The sequence below is a fragment of the Psychrobacter sp. C 20.9 genome (assembly GCF_001921765.1).
GTDB lineage: Bacteria > Pseudomonadota > Gammaproteobacteria > Pseudomonadales > Moraxellaceae > Psychrobacter > Psychrobacter piscatorii_B.
In genome coordinates, this window is the sequence record NZ_MRYC01000005.1 from 154023 (window position 1) to 168609 (window position 14587).

Sequence of the window (14587 nt, forward strand, 5' to 3'; positions counted from 1 at the left end):
ATTTTAGTTATTTATCTCTCCCTAAACACTCGCCCCCACTTCCCTTGCAATCGCAATGCCTTCGTCCACTGTCAAAAACTTGCGCTGGCTTGGGCTGTCCTTATAAATGACATCGCCATCTTGAAATATCAGGCATTCATTGACCGCCAATTGTTGCCATTTCTCATTTTCAGTCAATGGCACGGTCACTAAGATAGTAACTTTATCTGTGTCTGTAGTCACATCACCAAAGTTAATCGCCATATCATCATCAGCGAGTTTGGCTTCACCAAATGGCGCTTTACGCGTAAGATAAAACAGTAAGCTACCTGCATAAGCCAGTTGCCACCTGCCATTGGATATTAAGCAATTAAATAGACCATTGGCAGATAGATAACGACATTGCGTAGTCAAAAAATTAAACAGCGTCTTGTCATCAGGACGCGATTTAAAGCTGCTCTTTAGACGATTAACCAAATAACAAAATGCCATTTCAGAATCGGTCGAACCTACTGGCTGACAATGTGAGGCATTGCCATTGTCTTGCAAGCGCTGACAGCGTTTGATAAATTCGCTATTCATCTGTCCATTATGCGCAAACACCCACTGCTCGCCCCAGACTTCGCGGACGAATGGATGGGTGTTTGCCAAGCAGTTCTGCCCTTGAGTCGCTTTGCGGATATGCGCAATGACATTCATGGCTTTAATTGGATAATTATTGACCAAATCAGCGACTGGAGACAGATGGCTTGGACGATTATCATGAAACAAACGCAGACCCGTTGAGTCATTTGCCGTCTCATCGTTAGCTTTGTCATTATTGCTACATTCGCTGCGCTCAAAAAACGCTATACCAAAGCCATCTTCATGACTGTCCGTCATACCGCCGCGCTTGCGAAATCCTGCAAAGCTAAAGCCAATATCCGTTGGGGTATTACAGTTCATTCCTAAGAGTTGACACATTTAATCGTTACCGCCGTTATTGTCGTCTATTATTGAGTTGCCTTGAGTAGCATTGCTTTGATTGGCAGATAGCGCATCAAAGTCAGCATCACTCATCTCATCAAGCAAAGCGGCACCATCAGTTGGGATGGTATCCAATATGCGCTGAGCTTCTGCCAAGTCGGTGTCTTCTACCCAGAGAACGATACCAGAGTTCATACCAGGGATTGCGCTGAGCGACTGCAAGGACACGGTTATGCCGTTATTACGTAATAGATTGGCATGCAGCTCTCCTTGCATATTGGTATCAAAGCGCGCCAGTTTGTGCCAGTTGTCAACGTGATCGGTCATGGGATCGCCTCTAAGGTTTCGGTACTAAAATTAGTACTAGCATTGGTACTAGAATAAATGAATCAGCAATGCTTAAGACAATTGATCTAACGTATATTCTTTGATTGCAAACTCACTACTATTTAATGTTTCTTGCGCTTGCTCAGCTTGGGTGATACTGCTAAACACGCCGACTATTTGATTGTCTGGTTTGCTTAATAGTACAAATACGGTATTTTGCGACTTTTCAACATGCGCCCAATGGTAAGCGGCCAAACGTTTCATCAAGTCAGGGTTTTTGACCATGATGTTATCACCCGTACGACCTTCGGTACGGTTGTAGTGAATCACATTTAGGCGTAATAACCAGAAAATCACCGCCGCTTTTGCCAGCATAACAGGTAGTGCACGGTTTTCGTCGTTATTTAGCGGGCGGATCGACTCATAACCTTGTAAGAACGCTGCCATTTTACTGCGGTCAAAGTTAACGGATTCACCTTGTTCTGCAACGCCCCACGTGGTACAAAAATCATTTATGGTAATCGCAATGTCCATCACGTAATGCTCTACACTGACTTCGGTAAAGTCCAATAGACCCGTCAAACGCGCTTCGCCTTTTTGTAGATTCCATAAGGTATTGTCGGCGAACATATCTAAATGACATAGACCTTTTGGCAAGGTTGTCAGTGGCAATTCTGAATAAGAGCGCCAGATATCGCTCATCAGCTTGGCTTCGTCACCTGGCATGAACTGCATTTCACGGTCACGCACGTCGCTCCATGGATACAAAGGCACGCCATACTGCTCACTTGGCTGCAATGCTTGCAGCGTCTCATGCAGCATGGCTAATGCTGCGCCAATATCATGACACATCGCTTGCGTGGTTTGCTCGGGATGTGAGCCCGCTAAGCATGGCACTAAAGTGATGGCTTTGTCTTCATAATGGATGACATAGCGTTTATCATCGCCATCTGTTTGCGAACCATTTGACTCAATAACGGCTAACGGGGCGGCGACTGGTAATTTGCCATTTAATTGATTGAGGATAACGGCCATTTTTTCGATATCAGCGGGCGGACGCTCTTCAAACAACGTGAACACGTAAGAGTATGTGCCATCTACATCGTCAGTCGTTTGAATAAACCAGTTTGAGTTTTTAATGCCTTGAGTGATCGGAATCGCGCGGGCAAACGACACGCCAAAGCTTTGGCAAAAGGCGGCAAACTGATCATCGGTTAACTGGGTATAGACGGACATGACATCTCACTTATAGCAATTGGATAAGAAGTTAAATAGGATAAATTTCTGCGGTAATGACAGCAATTGTACCGCGCATGATAAAACGATGGCGAAAAGCGTAATAATCTTGCGAAAACCTGCCTGAAATAGCAGTGATTTTGCTAGACTAGCGCCTATGAATTGATTATAAGGTGAAAGACCCTATGTTAGCAAAGCGTATCATTCCTTGCTTGGACGTTGACAATGGCCGCGTGGTCAAAGGCGTACAGTTTGTCGATATCAAAGACGCAGGCGATCCTGTCGAAGTCGCCCGCCGCTACAATGAACAAGGCGCTGATGAGATTACTTTTTTGGATATTACAGCGACCAATGACGAGCGCGATACCACTTATCATACCGTTGAGCGTATGGCGGAGACGGTATTCGTTCCGCTGACTGTTGGCGGCGGCGTGCGTAAAATCGCTGATATACGCAATTTGCTCAATGCTGGCGCGGATAAAGTGGCGATTAACTCAGCAGCCGTATTTACGCCGGAGTTCGTCGGTGAAGCCGCGCAGAAATTTGGTAACCAATGTATCGTCGTTGCCATCGATGCCAAACGCGTCGCTGATATCAACGTCGATGGTATTGTCGTACCACGTTGGGAGATTTTCACTCATGGTGGCCGTAAGCCAACGGGTATCGATGCCGTTGCTTGGGCGAGCAAAATGGCAGAGCTAGGCGCTGGTGAATTACTGGTCACCTCGATGGACGGTGATGGCACCAAAAAAGGCTACGACTTGGCGCTCATGCAGCAAATTACGAGCCGCGTCAATGTACCAGTTATCGCCTCAGGTGGCGTTGGTAACCTGCAACATTTAGCAGAAGGTGTACTAGAAGGCGGCGTCGATGCCGTACTTGCCGCCAGTATTTTTCACTTCGGTGAGTACACGGTATTGGAGGCCAAAGAGTATATGGCAGCGCAAGGAATACAGATGCGTCTTTAGCACGCTCGTAATATACAAATAAAACCCAAAAAAATGCTATCATAGCGCTAACCATTTATTTTCGTTCAATTAACTAGGGCAACGCCAAAATAATAGGCGACCGAGTCGATTGAACGCATCAGACTATTTAGCTATTTATTGACGCCTATATTTCAATTGAACGCTTATTAAGCAAAGGATTTTTTATGTCGAATTTACAACAGCAGCGCAACGACGTGACTCATATCGATGGCAACCTACATCAAAACGCTGATGCTCGCATTGGTATCGTTGTCGGTCGTTTTAACGGTTTTGTCGTTGAGTCATTGGTTGATGGTGCCATCGATGCCCTACTCCGTCATGGTGTATTGGGTAGCAACATTACTGTTATTCGCGTGCCTGGCGCTTTTGAGCTACCACTTGTCGCCCAACGTGCTGCTGAATCAGATCGTTTTGACGCGATTGTGGCACTGGGTGCAATCATCCGTGGCAGCACGCCGCATTTTGATATTGTAGCTAGCGAGTCGGCCAAAGGTTTGAGCGCTGTGGCAATGGATTATAATATCCCTGTTGCTAACGGTATCATCACTACTGACAGCATTGAGCAAGCTATCGAGCGCTCTGGTACTAAAGCGGGTAACAAAGGCTCTGAAGCTGCGATGGTTGTACTAGAAATGATCGCTGTTTTGTCACAGCTAGATATTGATGACAGCATCGATGAAGCGTAAGCTTTAAAGCCCATATTTACCAGTTTGAAGGGTGCTGCTATTTAGTAATAACAGCACCTTATAGCACTAGCCAGCTATCAAAACAATTGGCTATTTTTTGAATTTTCGCCGTATTTCTATACCCTTTGAAATTTTGAATAAACAAAGCTAAAAAGCTACTTTGTTAATTTATATTTTGACTGGGTATCATCTCAAAAATTTAGGTACAGACCCCCTATGACTGACCAACTCAAGCGCGCTATTAGCGCTGCGAAAACCGCACAAGCCAATGATGGACAAGCTGAAGCTACCCGTATAGCGAGCAGTAGTGCGGGTGATCAAACATTCGATATGAGTGAGTCTTCTTACAAGACCAGTCACACTGCTATCCGTAAGGCACGTCGCTTTGCGATGCAGGGCCTATACGAATGGCTCGTTACTGATCGCCGCTTTGATGTAGATGGCAAGCTTGGCTGGAAAGCCAATGCTCCGCACGATATTGCTGCTCGCACGCGTGCAACCAATGCCATGCATACCGTCCATATCGGTTATTATCATGAAATGATGCGCGACATCCCAGAGCAAATTGAAGCGCTCGATGCGCTTATCAGTCAGCATCTCGATCGTGAGGTTGATAAGCTAGATACTGTTGAGCACGCTATCTTGTTGATTGGCGCGTATGAGCTACAAAACCGTGTAGAGATTCCTTATAAAGTCGTGCTTGATGAAGCGATGAAGCTAAATAATCACTTTGGGGCGACTGATGCTCACAAATTGATTAATGCGGTACTGGATAAAATGGCCGGTGAGCTGCGCGCTTTAGAGGTACAAGCAGATACTAATGCCAATCTACGTACGTCACAAAAAGCGGCGGCTAAACAGTCTGAAGCAAATCCAGCCGATAATATCGAAACTGCTGCTGAAACAGAAAGCACGATCGTCGATGAGCCGACTGCATCAAACAAGCCGCGTATCAGTGCTAACAAAGCCAACGTTAAACGCAGTAGTGCCAGTAAAGCCAGTGCAAATATCAGTGACTTTAAGGCGAGCAAGAAAAACGCTAACGATACCAAAGACTAAGACTAGTTATGAACGAGTTTGAGCTGATTGAGCGTATATTCTCACAGATGCAGGCCACGCATGCGCCATTAACGGATATCGAAAAAGGTATCGGTGATGACGCGGCTGTGATGGCATTGCCAGCAGGATCACGCTTGGTTAGCTGCATTGATACATTGGTTCAAGGGCGTCACTTTCATGCTGACTTTGCACAAGTAGATAAGCTTGCGTTTGAAATTGGTTATAAAGCGGTCGCGGTTAATGTTTCTGACATTGCAGCGATGGGTGCGACGCCGCATAGTATTTTGCTAGCGTTGGCATTGCCTGAGCGTCTAGCGAATCATGAATGGCTCACGACATTTGCCAAAGGATTGTTTCATGCCTGCCAGCTGTTTGGCGTGACGTTGATTGGCGGTGATACTACCCGTAGCGAGCACCTGGTGCTGAGTGTCAGTGCGCAGGGACTGCTTACCGCAGATACACCAGCTGTTTATCGCTCAGGGGCACAAGTTGGCGATAAAATCTATGTCTCAGGCACCCTTGGTGATGCCGCTTATGCGCTACAGCATCCTGATAGCGCACAAGGCATAGAACTGGCGCATCGCTTGCACATGCCGACACCGCGCATCGCTTTGGGTGCAGCATTAGCGAAAACTGGTGCAACTGCGATGATCGATATCTCTGACGGTCTTTATCAAGATCTTGGACATATCAGTCAGCAAAGCTCAGTCAGTATGCGTATTCATTTAGATCAATTACCGAGTAGCGAGTCACTAGCCACGGTAGAGTTATCTGAGCGTTTGTTATGTCAATTAGCGGGTGGCGATGACTACGAATTGGCGTTTACCTTGCCTGCACATATTGAACCACCTACTTCTAATACGCCTGTCACTTGTATTGGAGAAATCGTTGCGCTCGCAGATTCTATTGCGACAGATGCCAAATCGCCTAATCACTCACGTCTTGAACTGTTTTATCAAAATCAGCCAGTCACACCGACTCAATCTGCCCCCTTCTCTACGTGGCCTAATCTCACCGGTTATCAACATTTCACAGGCTAATCCATGACTGATCAACACTTATCTAAGCCTGATATTCGACAAGCAAATGACTGCCCGCCTCTACCAATCGGTGCCAGTATGCTTGACCGCATGGTTTATTGGCTCGGACTAGGTTTGGGTAGCGGCCTACCTCGACGCGCGCCCGGTACGTGGGGCACGGTTGGTGGTCTGATTGTGGGTGTGCCACTGATGAGCTTGGGTTTCGTTCCTTTTTTAATCTTGACGATTTTGTCGTGTTTGGTTGGTGTTTGGATTTGCGGGCGTACGTCTGAGTTGATGCAGGTACACGATGATCCGCATATTGTGTGGGATGAATGGGCTGGCATGTGGATTACCCTATTGCCGTTATCTTATATATTATCATATGTATTTCCTACGTCTGAAAATACCTTGTCGATAATGATGCTGCCGATGTTTTGGGGCTGGCTACCGACTGCTTTTATCCTATTTCGCGTATTTGATATTTTAAAGCCACCACCGATTGGTTGGGCAGACAAAAAGGTTGCGGGCGGCCTTGGCGTCATGTTGGATGACATTATTGCAGGGATTATGGCAGCAGTGATTTGGCTGATTATTTATATCATTGTGATGATGTTTATGTCTTTTTAATATTATTCCGCGGAAATCATTAGGGCATGTTGAACATTCGACCATGGCACTGACAGCGACTATTTTTTAGGCGATTCGATGTTAAAAATAATAAGTTTAGTCATTCTAAGCGCTTATTTTTAACGATGAAGCGGCAAAAAAGAGTCCTGTCCCTGCGGGCTGATGCTAAAATTGCCCCATACTGCGTTACAAATCTCGCTAAGGCATCTGCATTATCGTCGCTTTGTGCCTTGTCTGGAACAATTTTAGCGATCAGCAGTGCCTATTTGCGAATGTTCAACACGCCCTACTTCGGTTTAGCCATCTTACGTATTTGATTTTGCTTGCTTAAGTTTTGGGTATTCAAGTTACAAAGCTTGCACGTCATAATTTTTTTTGTGCAAGTTTTTACGCTATAATTCAACATTATATTTTGTTACATTTGTAGGCTTATTATGACATCTCCTCTTTCTGTGATTATTTTAGCGGCCGGTAAAGGCACTCGCATGCAGTCGGCAAAGCCAAAGGTTTTGCAGACCCTAGCTGGTAAGTCATTATTGGCCCACGTATTAGATACTTGCAATCAGCTCACTGTTGATGAAACCATCATTGTCCATGGTTTTGGCGGTGATCAGGTAAAATCAGAGATTACCAATCAATATACACAGTCGTCGTTTACTTGGGTTGCTCAAACTGAGCAGTTAGGAACAGGTCATGCAGTCAAAGTGACACTGTCTGATTTACCGAAATCAGGGAAAAGTCTCATTCTATATGGTGATGTGCCATTGGTCAGCTGCCAGACATTAGCTGCTTTAAAAGCTGCCAATACTGACGGTATGTCTATGCTGACGTTGACTGTCGATAATCCGTTCGGGTTGGGTCGTATCAAACGTGACCAAAACGGCAACATTGAAGCCATCGTTGAGCAAAAAGATGCCAGTGCTGACGAGCAAAATATTAGAGAGATCAACAGTGGTATCTACTGCGTAGACAACGCCCTACTGCATAAGTATTTGCCAGAGCTCTCTAACAATAACGCGCAACAAGAATATTACCTCACTGACATCGTCAAAATGGCCGTCGCTGATGGTATTACGATTGCGGCGATTGAGCCTGAGCATACGTTTGAGATTGAAGGGGTTAATAACCGCCAACAACTCGCAAGCCTAGAGCGCACGTGGCAACGCAAGGTAGTCGCCGACCTACAAGAAGCAGGCGTTCAATTTGCCGATCCCACGCGCGTGGATATTCGCGGGTCGTTGAGTGCCGGACAAGATGTGTTTATTGACGTCAATGTGGTATTTGAAGGCGACTGCACTTTAGGCGACAATGTCTATATTGAAGCAGGCTGCGTCATCAAAAACGCTCAGATAGGCAATGCTTGTTATATTAAGCCTTACTGTGTGATTGATCGCGCTGACATCGGAGCTGGTGTCGACATAGGACCTTTTGCACACCTGCGTCCTGATACGGTATTGTCTGACAACAGCAAAGTCGGTAACTTTGTTGAAATTAAAAAATCAACAATCGGTCAAGGCAGTAAAGTAAATCACCTAAGCTACATCGGTGATGCAACTGTCGGCACAGGCGTCAATGTCGGTGCAGGTGTCATTACTTGTAATTACGATGGTGTCAACAAGTCGCAGACCATCATTGGAGATAATGCCTTTATTGGTTCCAATGCAAGCCTAGTCGCGCCCGTCACCATCGGAGACACGGCTACCATCGCTGCAGGCTCTGTCATTACCAAAGACGTTGATAGTAGTGCTTTAGCATTTGGCCGAGCTCGTCAGGTACAAAAAAATGACTTTCAACGACCGACTAAAAAATAACTGATTTATCGAAAGTTTGATCAATCGCCGTCATTCTTGAGTAAACCTAAGCAGTACGGCAATCGTGGTAGTACTGCTTCATCATACTTTTGAGCTAATAACTGAGCATTGGTAGCTAACGACACTTACTAGTCTTGTACCATCATATATTGAATTATTAAAAAACAAATTTAAGGAAAAGCCATGTGTGGAATCGTTGGCGCAGTTGCTGAACGCAATATTGCGAATATCTTGCTTGAAGGTCTTAAGCGTCTAGAATATCGGGGCTACGATTCGGCTGGTTTAACCGTCATTCGTGATGGTGAGCTACATCGTGAGCGTCAAGTGGGTAAGGTTCAAGCCTTGGTCGATGCGGTTGAAGCCAGTACCGATTTTTTTGATGGGCATATTGGTATCGCTCATACTCGCTGGGCCACGCATGGCGAACCTGCACAGCGCAATGCCCATCCGCACATATCTGGTAAGATTGCCGTCGTTCACAATGGTATCGTCGAAAACTACGCTGAACTCAAAAAAGAGCTCATCGCTAAAGGCTACGAGTTTACCTCACAGACCGACACCGAAGTGGTGGCGCATCTGATTCATGACATTTATGAGCAAACCAATGATTTGCTAGAAGCGGTACGCGCAGTGATTCCTAAGCTGCATGGTGCATTTGCTTTAGGCATCATTCACGTGGACACACCAGATGAGCTGGTCGCGGTACGTTTAGGTTCGCCTTTGGTGATTGGTGTTGGTATTGGTGAAAATTTTATCGCCTCAGATCAGCTGGCACTACTGCCAGTCACCAACCGCTTTATGTACCTAGAAGAAGGCGATATTGCCAAATTGACCCGTGACAGTATTAAAGTCTATGTCGATGGCGAGGAAGTCAGCCGCGAAGTGCATGAAATCGATGCCAAGCAGCATAATGCTGACAAAGGCGAGTTCAAGCACTATATGCTCAAAGAAATCTATGAGCAGCCAGATGCAGTCGCGCGTACGCTTGAGATGGCGATTGATAACCGCCAAGCATCAGCCCTGCGTGATGACTTTTTAGCACGCAATGAAGCGCAGTTATCAGGCGTACAGCATGTACAAATCATCGCTTGCGGCACCAGTTATCATGCGGGGATGGTTGCTAAATATTGGTTTGAGAGCTTGATGCGCCTATCCTGCTCTGTTGAGGTTGCTAGTGAATTCCGCTATCGCAATCCTGTAGTACTCGACAACTCGCTGGTGATTTGTATCTCTCAGTCTGGTGAAACAGCCGATACCTTATCAGCCCTGCGTGAGATCAAAAAACAAAATCCAGCAGGACTGGTTAGTCTAGCACTATGTAACGTGCCTACCTCATCCTTGGTTCGCGAGACAGACATATTCTTGCCGACCCTTGCAGGTCCCGAGATTGGTGTAGCATCGACCAAAGCTTTTACCACCCAGCTGGTCGCACTCATGCTATTGGTTTTAAAAACAGGCGCAGTACAGCAGCGTATCGACAGCGCAAACCTAAGCACCTTACTTGGCGAGCTACAAAAGCTGCCCGGTCAACTCTATGCCAGCTTGCACCTTGATGCTCCGATCAAAGCGATGGCGGAGCACTTTGAAGATAAGAAAAGCTGCTTATTTTTAGGGCGCGGTCTACAGTTCCCTATCGCTCTGGAAGGCGCGTTAAAGCTCAAAGAAATCTCTTATATCCACGCTGAAGGCTACGCCGCAGGTGAGCTCAAACACGGTCCGCTAGCGCTTGTTGACAAAGACATGCCAATCGTAGTGCTGGCACCCAAAGACAGTATGCTCGATAAGCTCAAAGCCAACATGCAAGAAGTACACGCCCGTCACGGCGAGCTGTTCGTCTTTGCTAGTGAAGATAGTCACATCAATGCTGAAGACCGCCTACATGTAGTATATGTTAAAGCAGTTTGCGAGACGCTTGCCCCTATCGTCTACAGCGTACCCGTGCAGCTACTGTCCTATCACGTAGCAGTGATGCGCGGTACTGATGTCGATCAGCCACGCAATCTTGCCAAATCAGTGACGGTTGAGTAATATAAGTCATTGATTTTATTATAATTTCTATTAATAAATTACCCGTCACACTATTGTGTGAGGATTCATCCTTTGCTATCTTGTATCAACGAGGTGGCAAAGGATTTTTTTGTGAATAACAAAAATAGAAAAGGACCCACAACAACTGAGTCTTCGAAAGATTATCAGCCATTTGTCAAAATAGCTGATATATTCTCACTTGGAAGATCTCACCGTGTCTTTGGTCACAAGACTAAACGAACACACCACTACAGCCCTATGTCAGCAACCAAGGAAGAGATAGCTGAGTTCATGAAGTCTGAGTTCCCTCAAGCAAAGTACAAGATTGAGGCAGTAAATAGCAGTGGGTCAATTTTATCCCATGATATTGGTTTAGATGATTTGAGACCTGGAGGTACTGTATCGGGACCTTTCATAACTTAGATTAAAGAGCTAGCTTGTCCTTATATTCACACATACCTTTTAATGCATCATCTATTAACGCTTTCATTTTAGATAACTCTAGAATCTTAACTTCAATTTGCTTGTTTTTTTCTAGAAGCTTTTCACCCATTTGTGATTGCGTCAGGTTGTTTGAATACAATAGCTCTGTTAGCTCTCTAATCTCTTTTAAGGTGAAACCTAACTCCTTCGCCATAATAATCATATTGAGCTGTTCCACAATCCTGTTATCGTAATCTCTATAACCATTAGATTTTCTAGATGGTGACGAAATTAATCCTTCCCTTTCGTAAAAACGGATCGTATCTCTGCTTAGTCCGACTGTTTCAGTTAATTCTTTTATATTCATTATCGAGCACCCTCAATTAACGCTTGACTGTGGAGTAATGTCCATAGTTTATAGTAGGCGTTAATTAACAACAAGTAGGTTCTTTTATGGATATAAATATTCTGACGGACGACAACGTCGAGCTGCGTGCAACCCTCTATAAAGCGAATAACCCTAAGGCCGTTGTTCTAATAAATCCAGGAACCGCTACTAAAACTTCTTATTATTTGCCGTTTGCTAAATACTTAAGAGAGCATGGTTTTCATGTCATTCTATGGAACTATAGAGGGTTTTGCGATTCTAAAATAAGTCATCTAAAGGAGTGTCATTATCAGTATTCTGATATTGGGCGCTATGACATTCCAGCTGCCATCGATACAGCTAAGCGCCTATTTAAGGATTTACCCTTGTATTGTGTGGGTCATAGTACTGGTGGTCAACAGGTAGGTCTGGCTCATAACGCCGATCAATTAGATGCTCTAATTGCAGTGGCTGTATCGGCAGGATATTTTAGCTATATGCCGCTTCGCTATCGCCTTAAAGCCAATTTCTTTTTCCGTTTTTTAGCCCCGCTTAGTAATAAAGTCTTTAATTATGTGCCGGCTAAAAGCTTCAAACTCATGGAAGATTTGCCAGCTGGTTTTACAGAGGAATGGGGGGCTTGGTGCCGAGAAAAAGAGCTGTTTTTCTCAGATAAATTCTATGGGAAAACCATTCCCCTTGGGACTTACAAGAATTTTAATGTGCCAACTTTCGTCTTCACTGCCGATGATGATGAAATCTGCACTGAACGCAACCTGCATAATTTTTGGAAAAATGTGACCAGCGATCTACCTATCACTTTTAAACGCTATAGCATTGGCAGGGGCTCAGACCAATCAGTTGGACATTTTGGCTACTTTAGAAGTAAAAACACTCATATTTGGCAAGATATTTTAGAGACGATCAACAAGGTACATCATGATAAACCGTTACAATCACTATAAAACCCTGATTTTCATTGTATTACTTAATGTGTTCTCGAGCATTTTGCACTATGTTCATAATGTGGTCCATTTTGACCACTATCCTGAGCCTGATTGGTTATCCCCTCAGCTTGTAGATGCCTTCTGGTTCGTCATGACACCAATCGGTATCTACGGCTTGATCGTGGCTGTCAAAAGCCAGATGACCAAAGGACGTTGGTGGCTTTATTTGTACGCCTTAATGGGGTTGTTGTCGTTACTGCACTACAACATAGAGACTGATAATATCATGACTGTTACCATGCACAGTCTTATCTGGTTTCAAGCAATTTGTGCCTTTTGGTTAATCGGCTATGTAACGATGTATTTTAAAAATAAAAGCAAACATCAAGAACACTAATTGATAAAACTTTGGTTTTTATAAGAATGAGCTAACCTCTTATCTATCGTTTTAAGGAATTGAAAATGAATGTTGAAGAAACTATAGCAACATGGGAAACAGAAGAAGCACTCATTAGAGAAAAGCTAGGTGACGCTGACGTCATTCCATTATCAGACTTAACCACTCGCAGCGGTATGGACATTTTTAATGCTATGTTTGCAGGAGATCTGCCTCATCCTCCTATTGGTCTAACGCTCGACTACACTCCTATTCATATGGAAAAAGGTATTGCCGTTTTTCAAGGGCGTCCAAAGCGTCATCATTACAACCCATTGGGCACAGTCCATGGTGGCTGGTTTTGTACGCTTTTAGATTCTGCTGTTGGCTGCGCTGTACATACCCTTTTACCAGCAGGAAAAACCTATACAACGTTAGAGATAAAAGTAAATATGGTGCGAGCTTTGACAGTGGCAACACCTTTAGTACGGGCTGAAGGTAAAGTCATTCATGCTGGTCGAAGAACAGCAACTGCTGAAGGAAAAATTATAGGGCCTGATGGCAAGTTGTATGCTCATGCCACCACAACCTGCATCATTCTTGATGTTTAGATAGAATTTTCGATAGTTAATGAAGCTTACCTGACAGTCTCAAGTCTAATAGCTTCTAAACCAAAGAAAACCGCTAAGAATATAATGGATGTTATAGTGAAACCATTATAAAAATGGTATAGCAAGATTAAACGCTATTTTTCGCAGCCTCTGGAGACGCAGTCACAGCAAGCAAGAAAAGTAGCATTTTATAACAGATTACTAAACTAGGCGTGATTTTCAATATTAAGCAATATCATATCGTTCTTAGTCTTTATATTTCAAACACACCAATCCAAATCTTCAAAATAACCCTTTATAAAGAAAATAAAGTCCCACTACGAATAACAATACCGAAAAGCACTTCTTTAACAGTGGCGGTGAGAGCATATGAGCGACTTTTGCCCCAACTTTAGCGGTAAAAAAGCTCATACTCGCAATGCCCAAAAAGGCATAAATATGCACAAAGCCAATGGTATTGGGTACATCAACTTGCTGCTGCATACCAAAGAACATAAAGCCGAGCGCACCAGCAATGGCAATAGGCAAACCACACGCCGCCGACGTGCCTACCGCCTTTTGCATGACCACATTATAACGGGTGAGATACGGCACCGTTAAGCTGCCACCGCCAATACCAAAAATGGCCGAAGCCACACCAATAACACCACCTGCCGCAAGTTGCTTGGGTTTAGACGGTAATACCACAGGCGCATGACTCGCATCACTCATATGTGTACGTCTTTTACCAGCGGTAAACATTCTATAAGCCACCCACAGTAAAAACACCCCGACAATCAGCTGCAGATATAACCCTGATATTTGCCCTGCTATCCCTGCTCCCAAAAAACACCCGAGCGCCAAACCAGGTGCTAGATTTTTAAAGACCGGCCACATGACGCCGCCGTTTTTATTATGCGCCATCAGCGAGCTGATCGAAGTGACGATAATGGTCGCAAGCGACGTCCCCAAGGCCAGATGCATAATGGTATCGGCATCGTAGCCCATTTGGGTAAAGACGATAAATAACAGCGGTACGATAATGGTGCCACCGCCCACGCCGAAAAGCCCGGCCGCAAACCCTGCTAGTGCACCTATGATTAAAAAAATGAGTAGTTCCACGGGATAGTGTCTTCTTATATAAATTTATTTTC

At 44.7% G+C, this 14587-nt stretch carries 16 protein-coding genes; 11 read left to right on the forward strand and 5 right to left on the reverse strand.

Translation table 11 applies throughout. The features are described from left to right. Window positions 1–21 precede the first annotated feature (21 nt). The 3 genes from BTW00_RS04995 to BTW00_RS05005 all read right to left on the reverse strand — a co-directional run bounded on the left by BTW00_RS04995 (window position 22) and on the right by BTW00_RS05005 (window position 2508). Window positions 22–942 carry a class II glutamine amidotransferase gene (locus tag BTW00_RS04995; RefSeq protein WP_075106498.1) on the reverse strand — a complete coding sequence of 307 codons (921 nt, stop codon included), beginning with the start codon at window positions 940–942 and terminating at the stop codon, window positions 22–24. Further along, complete coding sequence (locus BTW00_RS05000) at window positions 943–1272, reverse strand: DUF2007 domain-containing protein (protein WP_143506541.1); 330 nt, start codon at window positions 1270–1272, stop codon at window positions 943–945. A gap of 72 nt (window positions 1273–1344) precedes the next feature. Continuing rightward, window positions 1345–2508, reverse strand: a complete 1164-nt coding sequence (locus tag BTW00_RS05005; protein ID WP_075106499.1) for a homoserine kinase — start codon at window positions 2506–2508, stop codon at window positions 1345–1347. Between the two features lie 185 nt (window positions 2509–2693). On the opposite strand from BTW00_RS05005, the gene hisF reads away from it, so the two are divergent. From hisF to BTW00_RS14160, 8 genes are all read left to right on the forward strand, one after another. Beyond that, a complete protein-coding gene (hisF, locus tag BTW00_RS05010; RefSeq protein WP_075106500.1) occupies window positions 2694–3476 on the forward strand; it encodes an imidazole glycerol phosphate synthase subunit HisF in 783 nt (260 codons plus the stop codon). Window positions 3477–3661: 185 nt separating this feature from the next. Further along, window positions 3662–4183, forward strand: a complete 522-nt coding sequence (ribE, locus tag BTW00_RS05015; protein ID WP_075106501.1) for a 6,7-dimethyl-8-ribityllumazine synthase — start codon at window positions 3662–3664, stop codon at window positions 4181–4183. Window positions 4184–4399: 216 nt separating this feature from the next. After that, entirely contained in the window at window positions 4400–5242 is an 843-nt protein-coding gene (nusB, locus tag BTW00_RS05020) for a transcription antitermination factor NusB (RefSeq protein WP_083603573.1), read from the forward strand. A gap of 8 nt (window positions 5243–5250) precedes the next feature. Continuing rightward, complete coding sequence (gene thiL, locus BTW00_RS05025) at window positions 5251–6282, forward strand: thiamine-phosphate kinase (protein WP_075106502.1); 1032 nt, start codon at window positions 5251–5253, stop codon at window positions 6280–6282. A gap of 3 nt (window positions 6283–6285) precedes the next feature. Next, window positions 6286–6891, forward strand: a complete 606-nt coding sequence (locus BTW00_RS05030; protein WP_058023460.1) for a phosphatidylglycerophosphatase A — start codon at window positions 6286–6288, stop codon at window positions 6889–6891. Between the two features lie 434 nt (window positions 6892–7325). After that, window positions 7326–8702 carry a bifunctional UDP-N-acetylglucosamine diphosphorylase/glucosamine-1-phosphate N-acetyltransferase GlmU gene (gene glmU / locus BTW00_RS05035; protein ID WP_075106503.1) on the forward strand — a complete coding sequence of 459 codons (1377 nt, stop codon included), beginning with the start codon at window positions 7326–7328 and terminating at the stop codon, window positions 8700–8702. A gap of 183 nt (window positions 8703–8885) precedes the next feature. After that, window positions 8886–10730, forward strand: a complete 1845-nt coding sequence (glmS, locus tag BTW00_RS05040) for a glutamine--fructose-6-phosphate transaminase (isomerizing) (RefSeq protein WP_075106504.1) — start codon at window positions 8886–8888, stop codon at window positions 10728–10730. A gap of 111 nt (window positions 10731–10841) precedes the next feature. After that, the gene (locus BTW00_RS14160) at window positions 10842–11153 is read left to right on the forward strand and encodes a hypothetical protein (protein WP_256714005.1); all 312 of its coding nucleotides are present in this window, start codon (window positions 10842–10844) and stop codon (window positions 11151–11153) included. Window position 11154: 1 nt separating this feature from the next. Here BTW00_RS14160 and BTW00_RS05050 read toward each other — a convergent pair whose 3' ends face one another. Next, on the reverse strand, window positions 11155–11520 hold the full coding sequence (locus BTW00_RS05050; protein ID WP_075106505.1) for a MerR family transcriptional regulator: 366 nt from the start codon (window positions 11518–11520) through the stop codon (window positions 11155–11157). 86 nt (window positions 11521–11606) lie between these two features. Here BTW00_RS05050 and BTW00_RS05055 point away from each other — a divergent pair, with 86 nt between their 5' ends. The 3 genes from BTW00_RS05055 (at window position 11607) to BTW00_RS05065 (ending at window position 13454) form a co-directional block, all read left to right on the forward strand. Further along, window positions 11607–12485, forward strand: a complete 879-nt coding sequence (locus BTW00_RS05055; protein WP_075106506.1) for an alpha/beta fold hydrolase — start codon at window positions 11607–11609, stop codon at window positions 12483–12485. A gap of 61 nt (window positions 12486–12546) precedes the next feature. After that, window positions 12547–12864 carry a hypothetical protein gene (locus BTW00_RS05060; protein WP_256714006.1) on the forward strand — a complete coding sequence of 106 codons (318 nt, stop codon included), beginning with the start codon at window positions 12547–12549 and terminating at the stop codon, window positions 12862–12864. 65 nt (window positions 12865–12929) lie between these two features. Next, entirely contained in the window at window positions 12930–13454 is a 525-nt protein-coding gene (locus BTW00_RS05065) for a PaaI family thioesterase (protein WP_075106508.1), read from the forward strand. A gap of 282 nt (window positions 13455–13736) precedes the next feature. Here the strand turns inward: BTW00_RS05065 and BTW00_RS05070 are convergent, their stop codons facing one another. Beyond that, the gene (locus BTW00_RS05070; RefSeq protein ID WP_075106509.1) at window positions 13737–14555 is read right to left on the reverse strand and encodes a sulfite exporter TauE/SafE family protein; all 819 of its coding nucleotides are present in this window, start codon (window positions 14553–14555) and stop codon (window positions 13737–13739) included. Window positions 14556–14587: the final 32 nt, after the last annotated feature.